Annotated in this window: 28 protein-coding genes; 7 read left to right on the forward strand and 21 right to left on the reverse strand. The window is 57.4% G+C overall.

Going from position 1 to position 25,045, the window contains the following annotated elements:
• Positions 1–67: 67 nt before the first annotated feature.
• Complete coding sequence (gene murJ / locus I6L49_RS12845; RefSeq protein ID WP_216949684.1) at positions 68–1,630, reverse strand: murein biosynthesis integral membrane protein MurJ; 1,563 nt, start codon at positions 1,628–1,630, stop codon at positions 68–70.
• A 191-nt stretch (positions 1,631–1,821) separates the two neighbouring features.
• Between murJ and rpsT the strand changes: the two genes are divergently transcribed.
• Entirely contained in the window at positions 1,822–2,085 is a 264-nt protein-coding gene (rpsT, locus tag I6L49_RS12850; RefSeq protein WP_005308808.1) for a 30S ribosomal protein S20, read from the forward strand.
• A 49-nt stretch (positions 2,086–2,134) separates the two neighbouring features.
• Here the strand turns inward: rpsT and I6L49_RS12855 are convergent, their stop codons facing one another.
• The 8 genes from I6L49_RS12855 to rppH all read right to left on the reverse strand — a co-directional run bounded on the left by I6L49_RS12855 (position 2,135) and on the right by rppH (position 9,733).
• Entirely contained in the window at positions 2,135–2,437 is a 303-nt protein-coding gene (locus I6L49_RS12855) for a metalloregulator ArsR/SmtB family transcription factor (protein WP_216949685.1), read from the reverse strand.
• A 51-nt stretch (positions 2,438–2,488) separates the two neighbouring features.
• Entirely contained in the window at positions 2,489–3,421 is a 933-nt protein-coding gene (gene nhaR / locus I6L49_RS12860; RefSeq protein WP_005340434.1) for a transcriptional activator NhaR, read from the reverse strand.
• Complete coding sequence (locus tag I6L49_RS12865; protein ID WP_021230961.1) at positions 3,408–3,815, reverse strand: hypothetical protein; 408 nt, start codon at positions 3,813–3,815, stop codon at positions 3,408–3,410. Before I6L49_RS12865 ends, nhaR begins: the two co-directional genes overlap by 14 nt.
• Positions 3,812–5,002 carry a Na+/H+ antiporter NhaA gene (nhaA, locus tag I6L49_RS12870; protein WP_005358003.1) on the reverse strand — a complete coding sequence of 397 codons (1,191 nt, stop codon included), beginning with the start codon at positions 5,000–5,002 and terminating at the stop codon, positions 3,812–3,814. Before nhaA ends, I6L49_RS12865 begins: the two co-directional genes overlap by 4 nt.
• 223 nt (positions 5,003–5,225) lie before the next feature.
• Positions 5,226–6,020, reverse strand: coding sequence for a thymidylate synthase (gene thyA, locus I6L49_RS12875; protein WP_005340427.1), 795 nt, complete (start codon positions 6,018–6,020; stop codon positions 5,226–5,228).
• A complete protein-coding gene (gene lgt / locus I6L49_RS12880) occupies positions 6,020–6,844 on the reverse strand; it encodes a prolipoprotein diacylglyceryl transferase (RefSeq protein ID WP_031227775.1) in 825 nt (274 codons plus the stop codon). The genes thyA and lgt overlap by 1 nt, the downstream gene beginning before the upstream one ends.
• A gap of 67 nt (positions 6,845–6,911) precedes the next feature.
• A complete protein-coding gene (gene ptsP / locus I6L49_RS12885) occupies positions 6,912–9,191 on the reverse strand; it encodes a phosphoenolpyruvate--protein phosphotransferase (protein WP_179903131.1) in 2,280 nt (759 codons plus the stop codon).
• Positions 9,192–9,205: 14 nt separating this feature from the next.
• Positions 9,206–9,733: an RNA pyrophosphohydrolase gene (rppH, locus tag I6L49_RS12890; RefSeq protein WP_005340421.1), complete on the reverse strand. Its 528-nt coding sequence runs from the start codon at positions 9,731–9,733 to the stop codon at positions 9,206–9,208.
• A 733-nt stretch (positions 9,734–10,466) separates the two neighbouring features.
• On the opposite strand from rppH, the gene mutH reads away from it, so the two are divergent.
• A complete protein-coding gene (gene mutH / locus I6L49_RS12895) occupies positions 10,467–11,141 on the forward strand; it encodes a DNA mismatch repair endonuclease MutH (protein WP_216949686.1) in 675 nt (224 codons plus the stop codon).
• Positions 11,142–11,221: 80 nt separating this feature from the next.
• Positions 11,222–11,545: an isoamylase early set domain-containing protein gene (locus I6L49_RS12900; protein WP_005348910.1), complete on the forward strand. Its 324-nt coding sequence runs from the start codon at positions 11,222–11,224 to the stop codon at positions 11,543–11,545.
• A gap of 108 nt (positions 11,546–11,653) precedes the next feature.
• On the opposite strand, the gene rplS is transcribed toward I6L49_RS12900, so the two are convergent.
• The 5 genes from rplS to ffh all read right to left on the reverse strand — a co-directional run bounded on the left by rplS (position 11,654) and on the right by ffh (position 15,166).
• Positions 11,654–12,001, reverse strand: a complete 348-nt coding sequence (gene rplS / locus I6L49_RS12905; protein ID WP_005313505.1) for a 50S ribosomal protein L19 — start codon at positions 11,999–12,001, stop codon at positions 11,654–11,656.
• 32 nt (positions 12,002–12,033) lie between these two features.
• Positions 12,034–12,783 carry a tRNA (guanosine(37)-N1)-methyltransferase TrmD gene (trmD, locus tag I6L49_RS12910; RefSeq protein ID WP_005340400.1) on the reverse strand — a complete coding sequence of 250 codons (750 nt, stop codon included), beginning with the start codon at positions 12,781–12,783 and terminating at the stop codon, positions 12,034–12,036.
• Positions 12,784–12,817: 34 nt separating this feature from the next.
• Entirely contained in the window at positions 12,818–13,339 is a 522-nt protein-coding gene (gene rimM / locus I6L49_RS12915; protein ID WP_005340394.1) for a ribosome maturation factor RimM, read from the reverse strand.
• A 24-nt stretch (positions 13,340–13,363) separates the two neighbouring features.
• On the reverse strand, positions 13,364–13,612 hold the full coding sequence (gene rpsP / locus I6L49_RS12920) for a 30S ribosomal protein S16 (protein WP_005340392.1): 249 nt from the start codon (positions 13,610–13,612) through the stop codon (positions 13,364–13,366).
• A 177-nt stretch (positions 13,613–13,789) separates the two neighbouring features.
• Positions 13,790–15,166, reverse strand: a complete 1,377-nt coding sequence (gene ffh / locus I6L49_RS12925) for a signal recognition particle protein (protein WP_005357987.1) — start codon at positions 15,164–15,166, stop codon at positions 13,790–13,792.
• A 202-nt stretch (positions 15,167–15,368) separates the two neighbouring features.
• Between ffh and ccsA the strand changes: the two genes are divergently transcribed.
• Positions 15,369–16,157: an inner membrane protein YpjD gene (gene ccsA / locus I6L49_RS12930; RefSeq protein WP_216949687.1), complete on the forward strand. Its 789-nt coding sequence runs from the start codon at positions 15,369–15,371 to the stop codon at positions 16,155–16,157.
• 42 nt (positions 16,158–16,199) lie between these two features.
• The gene (locus tag I6L49_RS12935) at positions 16,200–17,480 is read left to right on the forward strand and encodes an HlyC/CorC family transporter (RefSeq protein ID WP_216949688.1); all 1,281 of its coding nucleotides are present in this window, start codon (positions 16,200–16,202) and stop codon (positions 17,478–17,480) included.
• A gap of 40 nt (positions 17,481–17,520) precedes the next feature.
• Here I6L49_RS12935 and I6L49_RS12940 read toward each other — a convergent pair whose 3' ends face one another.
• Complete coding sequence (locus tag I6L49_RS12940; RefSeq protein ID WP_005340388.1) at positions 17,521–17,991, reverse strand: Rrf2 family transcriptional regulator; 471 nt, start codon at positions 17,989–17,991, stop codon at positions 17,521–17,523.
• A gap of 111 nt (positions 17,992–18,102) precedes the next feature.
• Between I6L49_RS12940 and hmpA the strand changes: the two genes are divergently transcribed.
• On the forward strand, positions 18,103–19,296 hold the full coding sequence (gene hmpA / locus I6L49_RS12945) for an NO-inducible flavohemoprotein (protein WP_216949689.1): 1,194 nt from the start codon (positions 18,103–18,105) through the stop codon (positions 19,294–19,296).
• A 99-nt stretch (positions 19,297–19,395) separates the two neighbouring features.
• Here the strand turns inward: hmpA and I6L49_RS12950 are convergent, their stop codons facing one another.
• The 6 genes from I6L49_RS12950 to I6L49_RS12975 form a co-directional block, all read right to left on the reverse strand.
• The gene (locus I6L49_RS12950) at positions 19,396–19,980 is read right to left on the reverse strand and encodes a tetratricopeptide repeat protein (RefSeq protein WP_216951651.1); all 585 of its coding nucleotides are present in this window, start codon (positions 19,978–19,980) and stop codon (positions 19,396–19,398) included.
• Between the two features lie 395 nt (positions 19,981–20,375).
• Complete coding sequence (gene mdh / locus I6L49_RS12955; protein ID WP_108541556.1) at positions 20,376–21,311, reverse strand: malate dehydrogenase; 936 nt, start codon at positions 21,309–21,311, stop codon at positions 20,376–20,378.
• A 221-nt stretch (positions 21,312–21,532) separates the two neighbouring features.
• Positions 21,533–22,195, reverse strand: coding sequence for an arginine ABC transporter permease ArtM (artM, locus tag I6L49_RS12960; protein WP_005348902.1), 663 nt, complete (start codon positions 22,193–22,195; stop codon positions 21,533–21,535).
• A 3-nt stretch (positions 22,196–22,198) separates the two neighbouring features.
• Positions 22,199–22,849, reverse strand: coding sequence for an arginine ABC transporter permease ArtQ (gene artQ / locus I6L49_RS12965; protein WP_043826111.1), 651 nt, complete (start codon positions 22,847–22,849; stop codon positions 22,199–22,201).
• A gap of 3 nt (positions 22,850–22,852) precedes the next feature.
• A complete protein-coding gene (locus I6L49_RS12970) occupies positions 22,853–23,590 on the reverse strand; it encodes a transporter substrate-binding domain-containing protein (RefSeq protein WP_019445594.1) in 738 nt (245 codons plus the stop codon).
• A 24-nt stretch (positions 23,591–23,614) separates the two neighbouring features.
• A complete protein-coding gene (locus I6L49_RS12975; protein WP_216949690.1) occupies positions 23,615–24,355 on the reverse strand; it encodes an ATP-binding cassette domain-containing protein in 741 nt (246 codons plus the stop codon).
• Between the two features lie 201 nt (positions 24,356–24,556).
• On the opposite strand from I6L49_RS12975, the gene argR reads away from it, so the two are divergent.
• A complete protein-coding gene (argR, locus tag I6L49_RS12980) occupies positions 24,557–25,027 on the forward strand; it encodes a transcriptional regulator ArgR (RefSeq protein WP_005340378.1) in 471 nt (156 codons plus the stop codon).
• The last annotated feature ends 18 nt before the right edge of the window (positions 25,028–25,045 follow it).

Consider the following 25,045-nt stretch of genomic DNA (forward strand, 5'->3'; position numbering starts at 1 on the left):
TCCGGGCCCAAGCCCGCCCATCTGCGGCGCCATGAGGCACTATCCCCATGGCACCGCAGGATCACGACTACTGCTGCCCCGATTTAAGGTGACGCGGCCGAATGCCCAGCAGTAGCAACACCACGGCATAGACCGCAGCCCCCAGCGACAGCAGCATGGTCAGCTGCAAACTGGCCTTACCCATGTTCCATGCCCCCCACTGGGCCAAGTCTGGCGACAGATAGGCGAGCACGCCCCCCATCAGCACGCTGGCGACCAGCAGCTTGAGGCAGAACACGCCGGTATGGCGAGAGGGACGATAGACGCTCTGCTGGTACAACCCCTTGAACAGCAAGGCCGCATTCAGGGTACCCGAGCAGGCGGTCGAGAGCGCCAGCCCCACGTAACCGAGCGGGTAGATGAAGATGAGGTTGCAGACCATGTTGGCAATCATCGACATCACCCCGATCCGCACCGGCGTCTTGGTGTCCTGACGGGCGTAGTAACCGGGTGCCAGTACCTTGATCAGCATCAGGGAGAGCAGACCGGTAGTGGAGGCCAGCAAGCTGGCGCTCGACATGCTCACTTCATGCAGGCCAAATTCGCCGCGCATGAACAGCACTCGCAAAATGGGCTCACGCATGACCGCAATGCCTATCATCGCGGGCATGCCGAGCAGCATCACCATCCGCACCCCCCAATCCATGGTGCGGGAGAAGTCGGCCGGATCGGCATCCACATGCTTCTTCGCCAGCGCAGGCAGGATCACGGTACTGATGGCCACTGCAAACAGCCCGAGGGGGAACTCCAGCAGGCGATCAGAGTAGTAGAGGTAACTGATGGCACCGGTCGCGAGGAAAGAAGCCAGCATGGTGTTGACCAGCAGGTTGATCTGGCTGACCGAGACCCCGAACAGGGCAGGGATCATCAGTGTGCGGATCTTCACCACCCCAGGGTGATTCCATCCCCATTTGGGCCATACCAGCATGTTGATTTGGCGCAAAAAGGGGTACTGGAACAAAAACTGCACCAAACCGCCCAAAAAGACACCAATCGCCAGCGAGATCTCCGGTTTGTCCATCAGTGGCGCAATCCACCAGGCCGCCGCAATCATGGTGATGTTGAGAAACACCGGCGTAAACGACGAGACCGCAAAGCGGCCGAAGGTGTTGAGAATGGCCCCCGCCATGGCGGTAAAGGTGATGAACCAGAGGTAGGGGAAGGTGATTTTGAGCATCAGACTGGCGAGCTCGAACTTCTCGGCCGCAGGGCCGCCATGCAGCCAGTCCCAGAACCAGCCCCAGCCAAACAGCGCGGTCAGCACACCCGAACCGAGCACACCAAGCAGGGTGACCACAGTCACTATCCCCCCCAGCGTGCCCGCCACCGCCGCCAGCAATTCACGCACCTCCCCCTCGTCGCCATTTTTCTTGTACTCCGTCATCACGGGAACAAAGGCCTGGTTGAAGGCACCTTCGGCGAACAGACGACGCAGAAAGTTGGGAATGCGATTGGCAAAAAAGAAGACGTCGGCGGCCACCCCGGCACCGAGCAGATTTGCGATGACCACATCGCGAACCAAGCCCATTACTCGGGATGCCAGCGTCATTCCGGACACTATCATGCCGGATTTGATCAATTTCTTACTCAAGACGAGGCCTCTGGAACTGTCAGAATGAAAAGAATGCTGCTAGAATCGGCCGACAGTTTAACCGTCTCCCTACTGACACACCACCGGGAGGCGGTGTTTATTTGCACAAATCATTTGACAATATGTGGTTGGAAGGGCATATTTTCGGGCCTTTTCAATACACTCGCTAAGACAGTTTTAGGAGTTTTACCTTGGCTAACATCAAATCTGCTAAGAAGCGCGCTCTTCAGTCAGAAAAACGCCGTCAGCACAACGCCAGCCGTCGTTCCATGACCCGTACCTACCTGAAGAAAGTCATTGCTGCTATCGCCTCTGGCGACAAAGCTGCTGCGACTGCCGCTTTCGCTGTTGCTCAGCCGATCATGGATCGTATGGCGACCAAAGGCCTGATCCACAAGAACAAAGCTGCTCGTCACAAGAGCCGCCTGTCTGCCCAGATCAAAGCTATGGCTTAATCAGCTTCTGCTGATCAAAGCTGAAAAAACCGGCCTTAGTGCCGGTTTTTTATTTATCTGCGCTGCAATAAAGTCGATGCAGCAAGCTGATCATTTCACGCACTTCATGGCTGCGCAGCGAATAGTAGACCGTCTGGGCCTCTTTGCGCGTCGTCACCAGCTCATCCCGCCGCAGCAGCGCCAGATGCTGTGACAAGGCCGACTGACTCAATCTCAATCGCTCGTTGAGCTCCCCCACTGACAGTTCTCGCTCCAGCAACTGGCACAGAATAAACAGTCGCCGTTCGTTGGCTAGCGCCTTGAGCAAGGCCACCGCTTTACTCGCATTGGCTTCCATCTCTTCAAGTTGCATCACATCTCTCCTCTACCACTGATCGCCGATGATACGTGGTGACGGGCTGTTTTAAAACGACAGGGTGGCTGGCTGGATGGCGGAGAAGTTCTCCTGGCCGGAAAAGAGAAAGGTAAAATCGCTCTCGCAGACCCGCTTCACCGCCGGATGCTGGATCATCCGCTCGGCGAAGATGACGTAATACTCCTCCATCAGATCCTGGGTTTCCCCGATCAGCATCACCCCCTCCCCCTCGAGGATCTCCTCCCGATAGATGGTCGGCGCCATGAAGATGCCCTGATTGAAGAAGCCAAACGCCTTCATCAAGGCGGCATCATCAAACTCGCCAAGAATGCTGGGGGAGACACCCTGCTGCTCGAACCACTGGGTCAGCTGACGCCCCATGGCGGTACGGCGACCGGGGATCAGCAGCTTGCGCTCCTCCAGACAGGCGGGAAAGGGCTTTTCAGGCAGCGGCGCCTTGCAGAAGAAGCTGACGCCACAGCCGCCCAGCCGTTTGGAGAGCAGCCCCGCATGCTGGCTGGAGTCCACCGGACAGTCGGAGAGGATCATATCGAGCTTGTGCTCGCTCAGCTGCTCCAGCAGCAGTTCGTGGGTCGATTCGAAACAGCGCAGATGGATGGAACCATCATTGGGGATGACAGAGAGCAGCACGCGGCTGGCAAGGCGCTTGGAGAGGGCATCGGCGATGCCGACGTCGAACAGGATCTGGCTCTCCTTGCGGTAGTTGACGATATCGAGCATCTCGTAGGAGAGGCTGAACATCTTGTCGGCATAGCGAAACACCAGCTGGCCCAGTTCGGTCGCCTCAAGGGAGCGCCCCTTGCGTTTGAGTAGCTTGCCCCCGAGGCGCTGCTCCAGCAGCTTGATCTGACCGGTGACGGTTTGCGGGGTCAAAAAAAGGGCTTCCGCTGCCTGGGTAACGGAGCCCTTCTTCTGAGTCATCCAGAAATAGTAGAGATGGTTGTAGTTAAGGTGTGACATCCGATGGGGTTCCCGCTTGACGCGGACTCCGGTAGCAGCTGAGTTCAACCGCCAGAATGTCATACATGTCGCTGACCGAGTCAACCTTGTTCGCGCCAAACTGCTCCATCAGAGTGGCCTTGAGGCGTGCCTTGTCCGGCATCCGGTCAGCGCAATAACGCTTGTTGGAGCGCTTGACCATCTCGCCAGCCCGGCTGCTTAGCGCCCGCTCGGAGAAGGTTTCGCCAAAGCGCGCCTTGGCCTGCTTGTCCCCCAGCAGCAGGGCACTGTCTACCACTCCGTTCAGATAGGCAGAACAGTTCGCCGAAGCGGCGTCCTGCTTGCAATCCTCCAGCCCGCCAGCCCATGCCGCGGGGCTCAACAACAGCATCAACAACCCTGTATGCAGCTTCATAGTCCCTCCGTACTCTGTTCCCCTTCACCCTTGGGAAGGGCCATGCGCAAGGCCAGATAGCCGACTACCGCCGCCATGGTGGAGCCCACCAGGATCCCGAGGCGAGAGTAGCTGCCGTAATCCAGCCCACCGTGCTCGAAGGCGAGCGACGCGATAAACATCGACATGGTGAACCCGATGCCACAGAGGATGCTGACCGCAAAAATCTGCTTGAAGTTGACCCCGGGCGGCAACTGGGCGATGCCCAGCTTGACCGACAGCCAGCTGATGGTGAACACCCCGAGCGGCTTGCCGATAAACAGCCCCAGCATGATCCCCATAGGCACCGGACTCAGCAGGGAGGAGAGACCAATCCCCTCCAGCGATACCCCGGCGTTGGCAAAGGCAAACAGCGGCAGGATCAGATAGGCACTCCAGGGGTGCAGCTTATGCTCCAGATACTTGAGCGGCGAGGCGTAACGCTTGCCGTTAAGCGGAACCATAAAGCCCACTACCACGCCCGCCAAGGTCGCATGGACGCCAGACTTCAGCACCGCAACCCAGAGCACCAGACCGACCAGCATGTAGAGGCTGATCCTGTCCTCACCACGGCGATTCATCCAAAGCAGAGTGAGGGTTGCCAGAATACCGATGGCCAGCGCCTCCAGCGACAACTGCTGGGTATAGAAGAGCGCGATGATGATGATGACGCCCAGGTCATCCATGATGGCCAGCGCCAACAGGAATACCTTGAGGCTCACCGGCACCCGCTTGCCGAGCAGCGCCATCACCCCGAGGGCAAAGGCAATGTCGGTCGCAGCCGGGATCGCCCAGCCAGCGCGCGCCACTTCGTCCGAGTAGTTGAAAAAGGCATAGATCAATGCCGGAGCCAGCATGCCGCCCACCGCCGCAATAGCCGGAAAAGTCGCTTGCACCCGAGAGGAGAGCGCCCCCTCCAGCATTTCACGCTTCACTTCCAGACCAACCAGCAGGAAGAAGATCGCCATAAAGCCATCGTTGATCCAGAGCAGCAGTGGCTTGTTGATGTCGAGGGCCGCGATGCGCACCTGCACCGGCGTGTCGAGAAACGCCTGATACCCGCCAGCCAGCGCGGTATTGGCTAAAATCATTGCCAGCATGGCAGCCATGATCAGAATAATTCCGGAGGCGGCCTCCAGCTTCAGGAACTTTTTGATTACGTCACTCATGGTTAATTTTTCCACAAAATTACTTGAATTTAAGTCTATAGCCTGCAACAACCAATGGAAAATCGTTTCTTGCAGCCAAAAACCTCGGAAAAATCGAAAGCAAAATAGAACTGGCCTACCTAGAACAGATTTTGCCTGCGTCATATTCACAACTAAGTTAGCCAATAATGAGATTTTTAAATGTTTTTATATATAAAAAAAGGCGCCTCATGGCGCCTTTCTGTCAGATGGCGACGGGCGCCTTGATGCCGGGGTGGGGGTCATAACCCTCGATCTCGAAATCCTCGAACTTGTAGTCGAAGATGGAGTCAGGTTTGCGCTTGATCACCAGGGTCGGCAGCGGGCGCGGCTCGCGGGAGAGCTGCAGAGCTGTCTGCTCCATGTGGTTGGAGTAGAGGTGCACATCACCGCCAGTCCAGACGAAGTCACCCACTTCCAGATTGCACTGCTGGGCCATCATGTGGGTCAGCAGGGCGTAGCTGGCGATGTTGAACGGCAAGCCGAGGAACACATCACAACTGCGCTGGTAGAGCTGGCAGGAGAGCTTGCCGTCCGCCACATAGAACTGGAAGAAGGCGTGGCAGGGAGCCAGCGCCATCTTGTCCAGCTCGCCCACGTTCCAGGCAGATACGATGATGCGGCGCGAATCAGGGTTGTGCTTGATGTCATCCACCGCCTTCTGGATCTGGTCGATGACAGACCCGTCGGCCGCAGGCCAGGAGCGCCACTGAGCGCCGTAAACCGGCCCCAGATCGCCATTCTCGTCGGCCCACTCATCCCAGATGCTGACGCCGTTTTCCTTCAGATAGGCGGTATTGGTATCGCCATTGAGGAACCAGAGCAGCTCGTGAATGATGGAGCGCAGGTGGCACTTCTTGGTGGTGACCAGCGGGAAACCTTCCGCCAGATTGAAGCGCATCTGATGGCCGAACAGGGAGACAGTACCGGTGCCGGTACGGTCTGACTTGACGGTCCCCTCATCGAGGATTTTCTGCATCAGGTCGAGATAAGCTCGCATTATTTGGCCTCCTTCACGGCATTACCGAACAACTGCGGACGCTTGTAGGCGGCCCAGATCATCAGGGCTCCGGCGATAATCATCGGGGTGGAGAGGATCTGGCCCATGCTGATCTCCTGAAAGTAGAGACCGAGCTGGCTGTCCGGTTGGCGCACAAACTCCACCAGGAAGCGGAACAGGCCGTAGAACAGCAGGAACATGCCGGAGATGGCACCGCGCGGCGGATTCTTGCGCCAGAACAGGTTGAGGATGATGAACAGCACCACCCCTTCCAGTGCGAACTGGTAGAGCTGGGAGGGATGACGCGGCTCGGGGCCGGCCTCCGGGAAGATGATGGCCCAGGGCACATCGGTGACCCGGCCCCACAGCTCGCCGTTGAGGAAGTTGCCGATCCGGCCAACGCCGAGACCGAACGGAATGAGCGGTGCCACAAAGTCGGCCACGGTGAAGAAGTGGCGCTTGGTCTTGTGGGCAAACCAGATCATCGCGGTGATCACCCCGATCAACCCACCGTGGAACGACATACCGCCGGTCCAGATCTTGAACAGATAGGTGGGATCCGCGAGGAAGAGATCGAAGTTGTAGAACAGCACGTAACCGACACGGCCACCGAGGATCACCCCGAGGAAACCGTAGAACAGCAGATCCGATACCTCGTTGCGGGTCCAGCCGCTGTTCGGTGCATCGGCGCGACGGCCGGCAAGCCACATGGCAAACGCGAAACCGAACAGGTACATGAGACCATACCAGCGTACCGATAGTGGTCCCAAACTGAATGCTACGGGATCAATCTGCGAGAAAACCCAATATCCATCGTGCTGCATATGCGGCCCCAGTCAAAATAAAAGCCGCATTTTCCGATCATTCGTCAGCAGGGACAAGGCATGATTATCAATCACTCTGTTTCGATTTATGACCAGCTCGCAGCAAACCGCCCAAACCATGCTCCTCCAGATAGCGGGCAAACAGGCCGCGCAGTACATGGGGGTTGTCATGTTTGAGGCCATCAGCCATCAGTTCGGTCAACTCGCTCAGGGTGGATTGACGCAGCACGTACTTGATCCGGGCGATGTTGTGGGTGTTCATACTGAAGCGGCGATAGCCCATGGCCAGCAGCAGCAATACACCGACCGGATCACCGGCCAGCTCGCCACACACCGACACCGGCTTCTGGTAACGGTGGGAAGCATCAACCAGCTGTTGCAGGGCGCGGATCACCGCAGGATGGAAGGCATCATAGATGTTGGCAACCCGGGAATTGTTGCGATCTACCGCCAGCAGGTACTGGGTAAGGTCATTGCTGCCCACCGACCAGAAATCGATGAGCGGCGCCATCTCCGGCAAGATAAAGAGGGCTGAGGGCACCTCGATCATCACCCCGAGGCTGGGGTAGCGGATCACCGCATCGCGGCTCGCCGCCTCTTCCGACACTTCCCGCCACGCCTGATCCAGCAGACGACGGGAGGCTTTGATTTCGCTGACGCTGCTGATCATCGGCAGCATGATGGCCAGATTGTCCAGCCCTTCACTGGCCCGCAGCATCGCCTTGAGCTGCACCAGAAACAGTTCGGGGTGATCCAGGGTGATCCGGATCCCCCGCCAGCCAAGGAAGGGATTTTCCTCGACGATGGGGAAATAGGGTAACGGCTTGTCGCCGCCCACATCCAGCGTCCGCATGCAGACCGGCCGGTTGCGGTAGGTCTCCAGAATGCCGCGATAGCGGGCAGTCTGCTCCCACTCCGAGGGGAAGCTCTCCTGCAGCATAAAGGGGATCTCGGTGCGATAGAGGCCCACCCCGTCCGCCAGCTGGTTGAGGGAGATCTCGGTATCGGCGCTGAGACCGGCGTTGAGCAACAGGGAGACCTTGGTGCCGTCGGCCGTCTCGGATGGCAGGTTGTCGACGCTGCGCACCAGGGTATCGAGCGCCCGCTCTTCGCTCAGCAGCTGACGATACTCGGTCAGGATCACCTGATTGGGCTCGATGAAGAGATCGCCGCTGTAGCCATCGACGACCAGCATGCGACCACCGATGTCACCAAGGGGCAGATCGACCCCCATGATGGCGGCGACCCCCATGGCGCGGGCCAGAATGGCCGCGTGGGAGTTGGTTCCCCCCTTGAGCGAGACCACCCCGGTCAGATACTCGCGGGGCACTTCCGCCAGAATGGTGGCGGTCACCTCGTCGGCAACCAGCACCACCGGCTCACCGATGGAGATATGTTCAGGTTCATTCTGCACCAGTCGGCTGATCAGCCGCTGGGCAATATCCTTCACGTCGGTGGAACGCTCCTGCAGGTAGGGATCCTTCATCCCCTTGAACTGCTCGATCAAGCGATCGCTGATCAGCTTGACCGCAGATACCGCAGTCCAATGCTCCTTGCTCACCTTGTTGCGAATAGGCTTGATATAGCCTGGATCGTTCAGCAGATGGAGGTAGATATCGAAAATCGCCACCGAATCCTGGCTGTAGCTCTCGCGAAAACGCAGCGCCAGACTCTCCAGATCGTGGCGCACCTCCTCAACCGCCAGCTCCAGCCGCGCCAGCTGGCTGGCATGGTCTTCATCCTTGCGCGGGGTAATGGACGAGAGCGCCTTGCGGGGCCGCCACACCCAGGCCTTGGCCATGGCGATGCCGCTGGCACCGGCAATACCGCGCAGCGGCTTGCTCCAGTCGGTCTTCTGCAACCACCCCTTGGCTTGCGCCTGAGCGATCCGCGCCGCCAGCTGGGCCGCCAGGGTGACCATGAAGGACTCTTCCCCCTCATCGAAGCGGCGGCTCTCCTTCTGCTGCACCACCAGAATGCCGACCACCTGACGCTGATGCATGATGGGAGCGCCGAGGAAGGAGCGGAACGCCTCTTCGGCAACATCGGGCAGGAATTTGAAACTGGGATGCGTGGGGGCATCAGCCAGGTTGATCAGTTCTTCTCGCTGACCCACCAGACCGACGATGCCCTGCTCGTAGGGCAGGGTCACCTTGCCGACTGCGGACGGGGCCAAGCCGTCGGTAGCCGCCAGGCGATAGCGGCGCACCTCGGGTTCCGAGACATAGACGGAGCAGCAGTCCACTGCCATGGCGTGCCGGGTCTGGCTCACCAATGCTTGCAAGGCCTGCTCGAGGGTATTGGCCTCGGCCATGCTCTCGACGATACGTCTCAGTTCCGTTAACAACTAATCTGTGCTCCTTAACGGGCGCGGTTGCGCCGCCCATCCTTCTTGTTGACCTGCACTGCCGGCACTGGCATCGCCAGCGGGGCAAACTCTTTCATGACCCGGCGGTAAACCTCCCGCTTGAACGAAACGACCTGACGCACCGGATACCAGAAGCTGACCCAACGCCAGTCGTCAAATTCGGGATGGCCATGACAGCCAAACTGGATCCGCGACTCCTTGCCCGAATTCAGCTGTAACAGGAACCATTTTTGTTTTTGGCCAATACAGACCGGTGAACTGTCCCAGCGGACAAGACGTTTGGGTAAACGGTACTTTAGCCAGTTACGACTGGTGGCCATGATGGTCACATCTTCGGGCTTGAGGCCAATCTCCTCATACAGCTCTCGATACATGGCCTGCTCTGGCGTTTCACCATCATCAACCCCCCCCTGCGGAAACTGCCAGGAGTGCTGCCCATAGCGTTTAGCCCACAACACTTGTCCTTCACGGTTACAGATCACGATACCGACATTGGGACGAAATCCGTCGCCATCAATCACGTGATCACCTTATAAAGGCTGAATCTATAAGGAGATTGTTCCACATTCACTCCGTGGCAGCAAACAAGGAGTGAATCCCCTGTTTCATGAATAACTTTCGATTTCAAACATACTTATAAACAAATCCAAGGATCCGCGCCCCCAAGTTGCCCACCCAGTCTGTGCATAAAGCTGTTAGCAAACGGGTATATACAGTACTTTTTAACTGTACGCGAAAAGTGCCTCTCCGTCTCATCACGCGACATAAAATATAAAAAATCATTATTTTTTATAAGCTTGGGATAAAATAACTGGATCTAGATCCATGTTACCCCAAGAGTCAGATCCATGATCCGGATTGTGAACAAGTTCAACTGCTCAAAGATCCACCGCGGCGAAATTATCCACAGGAGTGGCACAATATCTACCCCGTTTACCCTGTAAAAATGGGGTGGCATTCACAATTTTTTGTAACATATCAGCGACTCCAACCACTTTCATCCACTTATCCAAGATTTCTGTGGATAACTGTGTGTAACATCATGCACAAACCCTTGGACAACTATTTCGAGGTCAAACCAGACCTGGATTACTGCTCGATAAAACAGATAAAACCCTTTAAAATCATAATGATGAGCTGATAGCCCCCAAATTCTCTGCATTTGATCTTATCCACTCAGGATCGGTTATAAAAACAGCGATCCTTCTCGGGATCCTCCCCTGTTAGAATATGGCGAGCAAGATGGAGCCAAACATGCCAAGCAATCCCCAATCCGAGCAGGAGTTATTGAGCCGCGCCTATGCCATGGCTGGCTTCACGCTGGCGCAGCTGGCCGCCGAGGCTGGCGTCGCGGTGCCCAAAGACCTGCGCCGTGACAAGGGGTGGGTCGGTCAGTTGATCGAGCTGCAACTCGGGGCCAGCGCAGGGAGCAAGCCGGAACAGGACTTCCCGGAGCTGGGGATCGAACTCAAGACGATCCCCGTGGATCCTCAAGGCAAACCGCTGGAGACCACCTTCGTCTGCGTCGCCCCGCTGATCGGTGTCAACGGCCAGCGCTGGGAGGAGTCCAACGTGCGCAACAAGCTATCCCGGGTGCTCTGGATCCCGGTGGAAGGCAGTCGCGAGATCCCGGTTGGCGAACGGCGAGTCGGCATGCCGCTGATGTGGAGCCCGAATGAAGAGGAAGATCGGCTACTGCGTCAGGACTGGGAGGAGCTGATGGACATGATAGTGCTGGGAGAAGTGGAGCAGATCAGCGCACGCCACGGCCAGGTGATGCAACTGCGGCCCAAGGCGGCCAACAACAAGGCGCTGACTCGCGCCATCGGCCGCGATGGTCAACCCATCATGACCCTGCCGCGCGGCTTCTATCTCAAGATCGACTTCACCCACAGTCTACTGCAACGCTATTTTGCCTTGCCGACTTGATCTGCCTTATCAACATCTTTGTCATATGGTGATATAAAAATAGACAGGAGCCATTTTTAACTCACAGACAAGGAGGCGTCATGCCACTGATCAAACAGTTTTTGAAGTCCAAGCCCGAGGTCAAGGTGACCTTTGCCGTAGAGAAAGAGGCGGCTGCAGGGGCGGAACAGGTGATGCTGATCGGCGAGTTCACCCAGTGGCAACCGGTCGAGCTGAAACGAATGAAGAGCGGCGAGTTCAAAGCCACCCTCAATCTGCCGACCGACGGCCCGGGGTACTTCGAATATTGCTACCAGCTCATCACACCGGCAGGGGAAACCCTCTACGAGAATGACTGGGCAGCCGACGACTATGTGCCAGGCCCCTTCGGACGCGACAACTCGGTAGTTCGGGTCATCCAGTAACGGCCCCCAGATAGCCAATAGACGGATACAAAAAAGGCTCGCCATTGGCGAGCCTTTTCACTACCTGTCGAGCGTTTCGCCGACATACCGACACCAATTCGAATCGAATTAGTTGAGCTTCTCTTTGATACGAGCAGCTTTGCCGGACAGGTTGCGCAGGTAGTACAGTTTGGCGCGGCGAACATCACCACGACGCTTCAGTTCTACACTGTGGATCAGCGGAGAGTGAGTCTGGAATACACGCTCAACACCTTCGCCGTTGGAGATCTTGCGAACGGTGAAAGCAGAGTGCAGACCGCGGTTACGCTTGGCAATAACGATGCCTTCGAAAGCCTGCAGACGCTCTTTACCACCTTCTTTAACACGAACTTGAACACGTACAGTGTCGCCCTGGGCAAAAGCCGGGATGTCGGTACGCAGTTGCTCTTGTTCAAGCTGCTGAATAATCTTGCTCATTGTCTTTCCTTACCTAGGATAAACTGAAAACTCTACTTAACGCTGTCACGCACTTCGCGGACATACTCGGCAAGAAGTGATTCTTGCTCGTCAGTCAGAGCTAGGTTGTTAATAAGTTCCGGCCTTCTTTGCCAGGTTCGTCCGAGCGACTGCTTGAGACGCCAGCGTCGAATCACTTCGTGATTGCCGCTTGTCAGCGCCTCGGGCACCGCCAATCCATCCAACACCTCCGGCCGAGTATAGTGGGGATGATCCAGCAAGCCATCCGTAAAGGAGTCTTGCTCGGCACTGGCCTGATCGCCCAAAACCCCGGGGACCAGACGCGAAACCGCATCGATCAGGGTCATGGCAGGCAACTCGCCACCACTTAACACGTAATCCCCGATAGACCACTCTTCGTCGACTTCGGTTTGTATCACGCGTTCATCGATACCTTCGTATCGACCGGCTACCAGAATCAGTTTCTGATTCGTCGCCAACTCGGTTACGCCCGCTTGAGTCAGCTTGCGTCCCTGAGGAGAGAGATAGATGACTTTCGCCCCGTCTCCCGCCGCTTGCTTGGCTGCATGAATCGCGTCACGCAGCGGCTGAACCATCATTAACATGCCGGGCCCACCACCATAAGGACGATCATCGACCGTACGGTGTTTATCGTGGGTAAACTCCCGGGGGTTCCAGCACTCAATCTGCAGCAGGCCACTCTTGACGGCCCGACCCGTTACCCCGTGCTCGGTAATGGCTCGGAACATTTCAGGGAAGAGGCTAATGACCCCAATCCACATAAGAAACCTCCGGCACCCGTGTTAGCGCGGGAAACTAGAAACCAGGATCCCAATCAACTTCGATTGTTCGAGCAGTCAGATCAATATTCTTGATCACCTGCTCTTCCAGGAACGGAATCAACCGCTCCTTTGCACCAAAGGCATCTTTTACATTGGCCTCAACCACCAACACATCGTTGGAGCCGGTTTCCATCAATTCGGTCACCTTGCCCAGGTCGTATCCCTTGGTGGTCACCACGGAGCAACCAATCAGGTCACGCCAATAGAACTCACCTTCAGGCAACGCAGGCAACAGATCGGCGGGTACGCCAATCTCGACATTGGTCAATGCCAGGGCATCTTCGCGCACATCGATACCATCGAGTTTGCAAATCAGACCCTTGTTGTGACGTTTCCAGGATGAAACCCGAATTTCACGCCACGCCCCGTTCTGATTAATCAGCCAGGGGTTGTAATCGAAAATCGCTTCGGCAACATCGGTGAAGGAGTTCACTTTAAGCCAGCCCTTGATGCCATAAACGGTACCCAGGGTGCCCAGAACTACAGGTTTTTCCACCTTAACTCCTTACCGTTGGGCTGATTAAGCAGCTTTTTTAGCGTCTTTGATCAGCTTGGCAACGCGGTCAGAAACAGCGGCACCAGTAGCAACCCAATGCTCGATACGAGCCAGGTCCAGGTTCAGCTTTTCAGCTTGACCAGCAGCAACCGGGTTGAAGAAACCAACGCGCTCGATGAAGCGACCGTCACGGGCGCAACGGCTGTCAGAAACTACTACCTGGTAGAACGGACGCTTTTTCGCGCCACCACGTTGTAAACGAATGGTTACCATATCGTCCTCATTAACATCTAATGAACAAGGCCCGCAAACACGCGGACCCTAGCTTAAAATAAGCCGCGTAATTCTACTTGGATTCGTAATAATTGCAACCAAGCCAGCCATTTTTTGCGCAGAGCGGCAATGAAAAGGGGCCTGCAACTGCAGACCCCCATCAACACGCAGGCCGGATCAGAACGGGCCGCGACCGCCACCGAAACCGGGGGGCATCATGTTCTTCATCTGGCTCATCATCTTGCGCATGCCGCCCTTGCCGGACATTTTCTTCATCATGCGCTGCATCTCGGTGAACTGCTTGAGCAGCTTGTTCACGTCCTGCACCTGCATGCCGGAGCCTGCGGCGATACGGCGTTTGCGGGAACCCTTGATGAGATCAGGATGAGCGCGCTCTTTCGGCGTCATGGAGCTGATGATGGCCTCCATCCGCACGGTGAGCTTGTCATCCATCTGATCTTTCACGTTATCCGGCAGCCCGGACATGCCGGGCAGCTTGTCGAGCATCCCCATCATGCCGCCCATGTTGCGCATCTGGGCCAACTGCTCGCGGAAGTCCTCGAGATCGAAGCCTTTACCACTCTTGACCTTGCTGGCCAGCTTGGCCGCTTTCTCTTTATCGACGTTGCGCTCGACCTCTTCGATAAGAGAGAGCACATCGCCCATACCGAGGATGCGGGAGGCGAGACGATCCGGGTGGAACGGCTCCAGCGCATCGGTCTTTTCACCCATACCGATAAACTTGACCGGCTTGCCGGTGATGTGACGCACCGACAGTGCAGCACCACCACGGGCGTCGCCATCCGCCTTGGTGAGGATGACACCGGTAAGCGGCAGCGCTTCGTTGAACGCCTTGGCGGTGTTGGCGGCATCCTGACCGGTCATGGCATCGACCACGAACAGGGTCTCGACCGGCTTGATGGTGGCATGCAGATCCTGGATCTCGGCCATCATCTCGCTATCAACGTGCAGACGACCGGCAGTATCGACGATCACCACGTCATAGAATTTCTTGCGCGCCTGATCGATGGCGGCGGTGGCGATATCGACCGGCTTCTGGCTGGCATCGCTCGGGAAGAAGTCGACACCGATGTCATTGGCCAGGGTTTCCAGCTGTTTGATCGCCGCCGGACGATAGACGTCGGCACTGACTACCAGCACCTTCTTCTTGCTGCGCTCTTTGAGCAGCTTGGCCAGTTTGCCAACTGTGGTGGTCTTACCGGCCCCCTGCAGACCGGCCATCAGGATGATGGCGGGCGGCTGGGCAGCCAGGTTGAGCTGTTCGTTGGCCTCACCCATTACGGTGACCAGTTCACCGTGCACAATCTTGATGAATGCCTGGCCCGGGCTCAGGGATTTGGCCACTTCCTGCCCGACTGCGCGCTCTTTGACACGCGCGACGAAATCACGCACGACCGGCAGGGCGACATCCGCCTCGAGCAGCGCCATGCGGACTTCGCGCAGGGTTTCCTTGATATTGTCTTCGGTCAGGCGACCACGGCCACTGACATTGCGCAAGGTGCGCGAGAGTCGTTCAGTCAAATTCTCAAACATGACGGATTCCGGTTCTTGGCGTAATAAATTGGGGGCATTATAACCCAGAGCGGGCGCGAGGACGATTATTCACCGCACCGCAGCAGCAGGGAGCTTCTCCCTATATATGGGCAGATCGGCCGTTGCACAACTGGCGAGCACTTCTCGTGCAAGGTATACTGCCCCTCTTACCCTCAAAAGCTTGTGCAACAACGACCTGGTTATGATCGTAATCTCTGTTCTGGCCCTGGCGTTTTATCTGCTGGCCATCATCGCCTCCCTGCATCTGTTACTGAGCGCCAAGCCGGTGGGACAGCGCTCCCTGTTTGCCTGTATCGGATTGGCTCTGATCGCCCACGCCAGCGCCCTCGGTTCAGAGGTATTGCAGAGTTACGGCCAGAACCTGAGCATGCTCAACGTTGCCTCACTGGTCAGCCTCATCATCAGTTGCTTCATGACCTGCGTGACCCGCCGCCTCAACGGCTGGATCCTGCTGCCGGTGGTCTACAGCTTCTCGGCCCTGTTGCTGGCTGCCAGCGCCTTGATCCCGGGTCGCTATATCACCCATCTGGAGGCCCATCCCCAGCTGTTGCTGCACATCGGCCTCGCCCTGATGGCCTACTCGGTATTGATGATCGCCTGTCTGTTTGCGCTGCAGCTCGCCTGTCTGGACAAGCAGCTTAAATCGAGAAAAATCAGCAACCTGCCAGCCATGCCGCCACTGATGACAGTGGAAAAACGGCTGTTTCAGTTGATCTCTGCAGGAGTGTTGCTACTGACACTCTCCATCGCCTCCGGCCTCTTCTTCCTCGAAGATATGTTCGCCCAGGGCAAGTCTCACAAGGCCGTGCTCTCCATCCTGGCATGGTGTGTTTACGTGTTGCTGCTGTGGGGTCATCACACCTATGGTTGGCGCGGCCGCAAAGTCATCACGCTCAGTCTGATTGGCAGCTTCATCCTGACTCTTGCCTACTTTGGCAGCCGCTTCGTCAAAGAAGTGCTGTTGAGCTGAAACCTATACTCTTTTAGCCATACCATCCAACAGGAGCCCTTTTTGGACAGCATCTCAACGAGTACATTACTGATTGTTCTCGTTATCTTGATCCTTCTTTCCGCCTTTTTCTCCAGTTCCGAAACCGGCCTGATGTCCATCAACCGCTACAAACTGCGGCATCTGGCACAGACCAAACACAAAGCCGCACGTCGCGTCGAGCAACTGCTCGCCCGCCCCGATCGCCTGCTGGGGCTGATCCTGATCGGCAACAATCTGGTCAATATCCTCGCCTCTGCCATCGCCACCATCGTCTGTATCCGGCTGTTTGGTGATCTCGGGGTCGCCATCGCCACCTTCGGCCTGACTCTGGTGGTGCTGGTATTCGGTGAAGTGACGCCAAAGACCCTGGCCGCCATGTTTCCGGAGAAGATCGCCTATCCCGCCTCCTGGATCCTCAAGGGGCTGATGGTGCCGCTCTCGCCGCTGGTCTGGCTGATCAACGGCATCACCAGCGGCCTGCTCAAGATGCTGAAGATCAATCCCAACAAGGATGACTCCCTCAACACCGAGGAGCTGCGCACCATCGTCAATGAGGCGGGTAACCTGATCCCCCAGCGTCATCAGGAGATGCTGCTGAGCATTCTGGATCTCGACAAGATGCTGGTCGAGGACATCATGGTGCCGCGCAGCGATATCTACGCCATCGACATCAACGATGACTGGAAGAGCATCCAGCGTCAGCTGGCCCACTGCGCTCACACCAAGATCCTGCTCTATCGCGACAATATCGACGACGTTGTCGGATTTTTGCACGCGCGCGATGCCCTGCGGCTGGTAGCCAGGGATCAGTTCAACAAATCGAGCCTGTTGCGGGAAGTGGACGAGATCTATTTCATTCCGGAAGGAACGCCGCTCAACGTGCAGCTGGCCAAATTCCAGCGCAACAAGGAGCGAATTGGCCTGATCGTCGACGAATACGGCGACATTCAGGGGCTAATCACTCTGGACGACATTCTGGAAGAGATCGTGGGCGACTTTACCACCTCCATGACGCCTGCACCGAGCGACGAGATCCATCCCCAGTCAGATGGTTCTTATCTGGTCGAAGGCTCAGCCAATATTCGTGAGCTGAACAAGGAGATGAACTGGCACCTGCCCATCGACGGCCCGCGTACCCTCAACGGTCTGATCCTCGAATATCTGGAGGAGATACCCCAGCCCAACATCGGGATCCGGCTGGCTGGTTATCCTATCGAGATCCTCGATGTGGAGAACAACATGGTGAAGATGGCGCGGATCATGCCGGCATCGTACCGGGCGGAGTCGGATCCGCAAGATTGAAAAAGGGCTGCCAGTGGCAGCCCTTTTCTATTGCTCATCGTCACTGTTCATCTTCATCATCCGGCTCCAGCACCAGCGTCGGGATCAACTCGCCAAACACCCTCTGTAGCTCGTCACGGTTGGCCAGCAGGTCTTGCAGCGTATAGCTGTCCATCACCGCCAGAAACGCATCCATCGCCTCTTTCAGCGCACTCTTGAGCAGACAGACCGAGACGATGTGGCAAGCGGGCGAGCCGCAGTCAATGCCGTCCAGATTGCCTTCCAGCGCCCTGATCACCTGCCCGATATTGATGGTGGCGGGATCGCAAGCCATGCGAATACCGCCATTCTTGCCACGCTGGGATTGCAGATAGCCCAGCTTCACCAGCTGATTGACCACCTTCACCATGTGGTTGCGGGAAACACCATACAGGGCCGATACCTTGGCAACGCTCGACAACTCCCCTTCCGGCAGGGTGGCAAGATAGAGCAGGGCTCTCAATCCAAAATCTGTATAACTGGTTAGTCTCATAAAACCTGATTAGCGCGATGCGAAAAGTGGAGTATTGATTCAAATCAAATAAACATCTAGGATGCCACTTATTAAATGACATTTTATATGTTCAATTAGAACGAGGCCCCTATGCTAGATCAAACCACCGTTGCCGTCATCAAAAGCACTATTCCGCTGCTCGAATCGGCAGGCCCTGCCCTCACCCAGCACTTCTACCAGCGGATGTTCAGCCATAACCCGGAGCTGAAAGATATCTTCAACCTGGCCCATCAACGCAGTGGCGGCCAGCCGCTGGCCCTGTTCAATGCAGTCGCCGCGTATGCCAAGAATATTGACAATCTGGGGGCACTCGCCGGTGCGGTCGAGCGGATTGCGCACAAACATACCGGATTCCTGATCCAGCCGGAACAATATCACATTGTAGGTAGTCATCTCTTGGCCACGCTCAAAGAATTGGGCGGAAGTGCGGTCACCGACGAGGTGCTGGAGGCATGGGGCAAGGCGTATGGCGTGCTGGCAGACATCTTCATCGGCCGCGAGCGAGAGATCTATCAGGAGAAGGCCAATCAGGATGGCGGCTGGCAAGGTACCCGCACCTTCATCATCAAGGAGAAGCGGGCCGAGAGCGACCTCATCACCTCCTTCCTGCTGGCGCCGGAAGATGGCAAGCCGGTACTGACCTTCAAACCGGGCCAATACCTCAGCATCAAGCTGGTTCACCCCGAGCTGGAATATCAGGAGATCCGCCAGTACTCCCTCTCCGATGCCCCCAATGGGCAGGATTACCGCATCAGCGTCAAGCGTGAGCCGCAGGGCCAGGTCTCCAACCTGCTGCACGATCACCTGCAGGCGGGTGACAAGATCGAGGTGATGCCCCCTACCGGCGATTTCTACCTGAAAGCCGACAGCCAGACCCCGGTGGTACTGCTCTCCGCCGGTGTCGGCGTGACGCCGATGATGAGCATGCTCAACCAGTTGCTGGAGAGTGCTCATCAGGCCGAGATCACTTGGCTGCACTCCTGCGAACAGGGCTATGTACACGCCTTCCGGGAGAATATTCAGCAAAAATCCCGCCAGCACCCCAACTTGCTGAGCCGGGTCTGGTATCGGGAGCCGGAGGCCAGCGATGTACAGGGTGAAGATTACGACCTGGCTGGCACCATGGATCTGACTGCCGTGAAGGAGCGCATCACGCCAGAGGCCCACTACTACTTCTGTGGCCCCGTCGGCTTCATGCAAGAGATCAAGCGGCAGCTGCTGGCTGTTGGGGTACCAACGGGGCAGCTCCATTACGAAGTTTTTGGCCCCCACCAAGATCTCTAAGGCGCAGGCAGCCATATAACAGAGGGAGGTTCCGGCCTGTCATGGCACGGCGGCTGGAACCGGACCCACAGGTGCAGACCTGTGGGTCATTTTTTTGGATCAGTGCATCGCCTTGGCGCGGGCCACCACGTTGGCCGGCATCCGGTTGCCAAGACGGTTGAGCAGACTCGCCGCCTTCTGGTGCAGCGCCTTGTCACCGATGACGGAGCCATGGAGCCAGCGATAGGCGTCCTCATAATCGAGCGGACTGCCCATCCCCTGCAACAGCATCTCGACCCACTCGATGCGAGCCCGCAGAAAACCGAGGCTGGCTGCCTCGCGCATCAGGGTCTCGGCTCGCACCAAATCCTTCTGCACCAAAGTTCCTTTCCAGTAGTAGCGACCCAACTGCTCCAGCGCCGGCGCCAACCCCTGATTGGCCGCCTCCCACATATATTGCACCCCGATCTCGGCATTGGGTTTGGTACAGATACCCCACGCCAGCATATCCCCCCAGAGGAATTGATAGGCCGGGATCTTCATCACCGAGGCGCGCGCTTCGATATCCTGAGTCAGCTGACAACGATCCTGCTTCACCTGAGTGAGGTGGCGCCCCTGCTCAATCCAGTTGAGCAGCTCGTCCTGACGATAGAGCGGCACCGCCTGCAACTCGCCAACGGCCAGAGGTGCGGGAGGCGCAACCACAGCGGCAGGCTCAGCCGGTTTTGGCAGCGGCGCGGCCCCCTCGCCACTGCTGGCAACGGGTGTGACCGGCTCGGCCGGGAGCAAGACGGGGACTGCCTCAGAGGGCGCTGGCGTAGCAGCAGAGACAGGGGCCGTTGACACCGCAGCACTGCTTGCTGTCGGTGCCGATGCACTTGCTGCAGGCGCATCGCTCGATACGGCAGCCGATACCGCCTCGGCACCATAGAGGGGCGCGGTGAATGCACCGACAAGAACGAGAAGGGTAAGGGGTTTCATCATAAGGATCTCCTGCTGCACTCTGTTATCGGCACCAAGCCCCATCCCCTTAGCCTGCCGGGCGGATCTCATCAATACAAAAGGGAGCCGAAGCTCCCTTGTTGGCACGGTTGACCCGCTTACTTGACGAAATCGACGCCCAGCTGGATATCGGCTTTCAGGGTAGCCAGCATGCCTTCCATCGCTTCCTGCTCGAACACGCTCAGCTTGCCGTAATCCAGTACGGTCTCGACGCCATTCTTGCCCAGCAGTACCGGCTGCGCGAAGAAGGTGGCGTGCTCGCCGTTGCCTTCCACGTAGGCGCACTCAACAACGTTGGCTTCGCCCTGCAGACCCTTGATGAGGGAGAGACCGAAACGGCAAGCCGCCTGACCCATGGAAAGGGTCGCAGAACCGCCACCGGCTTTAGCTTCCACCACTTCGGTACCGGCATTCTGGATGCGCTTGGTCATGGCTGCCACTTCTTCAGCGGTGAAGGAGGCGCCTTCAATCTGGGAGAGCAGCGGCAGAATGGTCACGCCACTGTGACCACCGATCACGTTGACGCGTACCTTGTCGATGTTCAGCCCTTTGGCGGCAGCCACGAAGGTCTCGGCGCGGATCACGTCCAGGGTGGTGACACCGAACAGACGACGCTTGTCATAGACACCGGCTTTCTTCAGCACTTCGGCGGCGATGGCCACAGTGGTGTTGACCGGGTTGGTGATGATGCCGATCAGTGCTTTCGGGCAAGTGGCCGCGCACTTCTCGACCAGATTCTTGACGATACCGGCGTTGATGTTGAACAGGTCGGAGCGATCCATCCCCGGCTTGCGTGCCACACCGGCGGAGATCAGCACCACATCGGCCCCAACCAGCGCAGGAGTCGGATCTTCACCGCAGAAGCCCTTGATGGCGACGTCGGTAGGAATATGACTGAGGTCAACGGCCACACCCGGAGTAACCGGGGCGATGTCATACAGGCTCAGCTCGGAGCCAGCCGGCAGACGGTTTTTCAACAGCAGAGCGAGGGCTTGACCGATGCCACCAGCGGCACCCAGAACGGCAACTTTCATGATCAACTCCATGTTTAAGCGTAGGTTTAAGGTTGTTTGTTGTTGTGCGCCCAACCTTAATGGATCCCCCCATAAAAAACAATCTGATAACAGTTGCAGTCACGGGTTCTGTGAGCCACGAAACATGCGGGAGCAAAAATTGGAGGGAAATACAAAAAGTTGGAGGAGAAGCACAGTTTTTCTGCACTTCTCCTTACCATAAAGAGGTAGATCTGAGGGTCTCAGGATTGGAATGCCAGCGCCCGTTTTTCACACCAGCGAAAACCAATTGTTAACAATCCGTTCATCGCCAGATAAAGCCCACCAGCCACCCCGAACACCGCCAGGGTATCGTAGGTCTGGGCGTTCAACCCCTGCGCCAGCCCCATGATGTCCATGATGGTGATGGTACTGGCGAGGGAGCTCCCCTTGAGCACCAGGATCACCTCGTTGGAGTAGGCAGGCACCAGATGACGGGCGGCGTGGCGCACCTTCATCCACAAAGTCTGGCGGCCGTTAAAACCAAGTGCACGACACGCCTCTACTTCACCGGCCGGGATGGCATCGAGCGCCCCCTTGAACAACCGGGTGGAGTAGGCCGCCGTGTTGAGACCCAGCGCCAGCACGGCGCAGAACCAGGGCTGCTTGAGCAGCGGCCAGAGCGGGCTGGCTTTAAGCCACTCGAACTGGCCCGGCCCGTAGTAAATCAGGAAGATCTGGATAAGCAGCGGCGTACCGGTAAAGAGCAGCACCCACAGCTGCACCAGCTGGGTCGCCACCGGCAGGCGCAGCTCCAACACCCAGGTCATCAGGGCTGCCAACACAATCCCCAGCAGCAGGCTGAACAGGGTCAGCTCCAGCGTGGTAACCAGACCGCCCAGCAACGTAACGAGATACTCTTGCATCAGTTAGCCTCCGTAGCGGCGGGTGTAGCGGGCAGCCAGCCCAAGGCCATATTCACTCACCAGACTGATGGCCAGATAGATGAGGGCGGCGGCAGCATACCAGGTGAAGGGCTCATAGGTACTGGCCGAGGCCATCTGCGCCTGACGCATCATCTCGTTCACCCCGATAAGCGACACCAGCGCGGTATCTTTCAGCAATACCAACCACTGGTTGCCGAGGCCCGGCAGGGCGTGACGCCACGCCTGCGGCAACACGATGCGAAAGAAGATGTGGCTCTTGCTCAACCCCAGCGCCAGCGCCGCCAGCCGTTGACCTGAAGGCACCGCATTGAGCGCCGCCCGCAGGGTCTGGGTCGCATAGCTGGCGAACAGCAGGGAGAGTGCCAGCACGCCACAGGCGAACGGACTGAACTCCACATACTCACCGGTGATGAGGAACAGCACCTGGGTCGAGCCGAAGTAGATGAACAGCACCACCAGCAACTCGGGCAGGCCACGGATCAGCGTGGTCAGGGTGGCCACCGGCCACACCAATGCACGCTGCTTGCTGAGCTCGGCGGCGCTGAACGCCAGTGCCAATACCATGCCCCCGACCAGTGATGCCAAGGCCAGCCCGAGGGTCATCCAGGCTGCATCCAACAACAGGCTCAACATGGCTTACTGCGCGAAGTATTTGTCGAAGATTTTCTGATAGGTGCCGTTGGCCTTGATCTCGGCCAGCCCCTTGTTCAGCTGGGTCAGCAGCTCCTGATTGCCCTTGGCGACCGCAATGCCAAAGCCGGTACCGAAGTACTTGGCATCGGTCACCGGCGCACCCACCACCGCATACTCCTTGTGCTGCTTCAGCCAGTCGGCAGCAACGGCGGTATCGGCAAAGACACCGTCGGTACGGCCATTCATCATGTCGAGGAAGGCGCTCTGGTAGCTGGCGTACGGCACGGTCAGCAGGCCCTTGCTCACCCAGTTATCCACCAGATAGGACTGGTGAGAGGTACCGTTCTGCACACCGACTGTCTTGTCGACCATCTCTTCCGGCCCCTTGAAGGCCCCTTTCTTGGCGACGAATACTGCCGAGTTCTCGTAATAGATGTCAGAGAAATCGACCTGAGCGGAGCGCTCCGGGGTCACGTCCATGGCGGCGATGGCTGCATCATAGCGACGGAATTTCAGGCTGGGGATCAGGCTGTCAAAGGCCTGGTTATGGAAGCTGCACTCCAGCTTGGCCTGCTCGCAGATGGCGCGCGCCAGATCGATGTCAAAACCCTGAAACTCGTTCTTGTCATCCAGGTATTCGAACGGTGCGTAGGTGGCCTCGGTGGCGAACTTGATCTCTTTGGCCATGACGGAGGTACTCAACAGGCCCATGGCAGCAACCAACAACAGACTCTTTTTCATGACAGCTTCCTTATCGATTCAATATCAATGCATCAAGAATTCGGCAAACCGGCTGGTTTGCGGGGATTGGAAAATGGCGGCGGTGCCGGATTCGATGATCCGCCCCTTCTCCAGATAAATCACCTGGCTGGCCACCTTGCGGGCAAAGTCGACCTCGTGGGTCACCACCACCTGGGTAATGCCGGTCTGGCTCAGGTTGCGGATGATCTCAGCCACCTCCTTGGTGATCTCGGGATCGAGGGCAGCAGTCGGCTCGTCAAACAGCAACACTTCCGGGTCCATCATCAGGGTACGGGCAATGGCCACCCGCTGCTGCTGACCGCCGGAGAGACGTGCCGGCCAGGCATCGCGCTTGTCGGCCAGTTGCAGCTGGGCCAGCAGGTAGGCCCCCTTCTCGATGGCGGCCTCCTTGCTGATGCCGAGCACCTTGACCGGCGCTTCAATCAGATTCTCCATCACAGTGAGATGTGGCCAGAGATTGTACTGCTGGAACACCATGCCCACCTTGCGACGCAGCAGTTGGGACTGGCGGTTGAATTCGGCAGCAGAGAGGGAGTTCGGGAAAGAAAATTCACTTTCACCAATCCGCAGAACACCCGCATCTGGGGTATCCAGCAGGTTCATCATCCGTAGCAGGGAACTCTTGCCAGCACCGCTCGGGCCCAGCAACACCAAGGTTTCACCGGGAGACGTCCGAAAGCTGACCTGTTGCAGAACCGGCACCTTGTGCCAGGACTTCTCGATGCTTATTAATTCAATACCCATACAGCCCAATTGAATAAGTTTTCAAAATTTCATCCCGATTCTATCCCTAATAAAGGTTGATGCAAGCCATTTTTGAATCAATATGCAGAACAAGCGCCGCTTCCTTGCAAAAAACGGCATATGAATGCAAAATGGCCTCGCTGTTCGTATCTGCCGCCTGTATCGCACAGGCCGCCACACCTCCTCATTCGTGAGACCAAGATGAAACACAACGACAAGCAAGAAAAACTGGCCAAGGCCTTTAAAGCCTTGCTGAAAGAAGAGCGCTTTGGCTCCCAGGCAGAAATCGTCACCGCCCTGCAAGAGCTGGGCTTTGAGAACATCAACCAGTCCAAGGTATCGCGCATGCTGAGCCGCTTCGGCGCCGTTCGCACTCGCAATGCCAAGATGGAGATGGTCTACTGCCTGCCAGTGGAACTGGGCGTGCCCACCACCTCCAGCCCGCTCAAGAATCTGGTGCTGGACGTCGATCACAACGGCGCACTGGTGGTGATTCACACCAGCCCGGGCGCAGCCCAGCTGATCGCCCGCCTGCTCGACTCCCTCGGCAAGGCAGAGGGGATCCTCGGCACCATCGCTGGTGATGACACTATCTTCATCACCCCGACCAGCGACACCGATATCGAAGAGCTCTACCTCTCCGCCCTCGAGTTGTTCGAACAGACGCCGTAATGGCCGCTACCGCGTCAT

This window comes from Aeromonas sp. FDAARGOS 1419 (assembly GCF_019047045.1).
In the GTDB taxonomy this organism is placed as follows: domain Bacteria; phylum Pseudomonadota; class Gammaproteobacteria; order Enterobacterales; family Aeromonadaceae; genus Aeromonas; species Aeromonas veronii.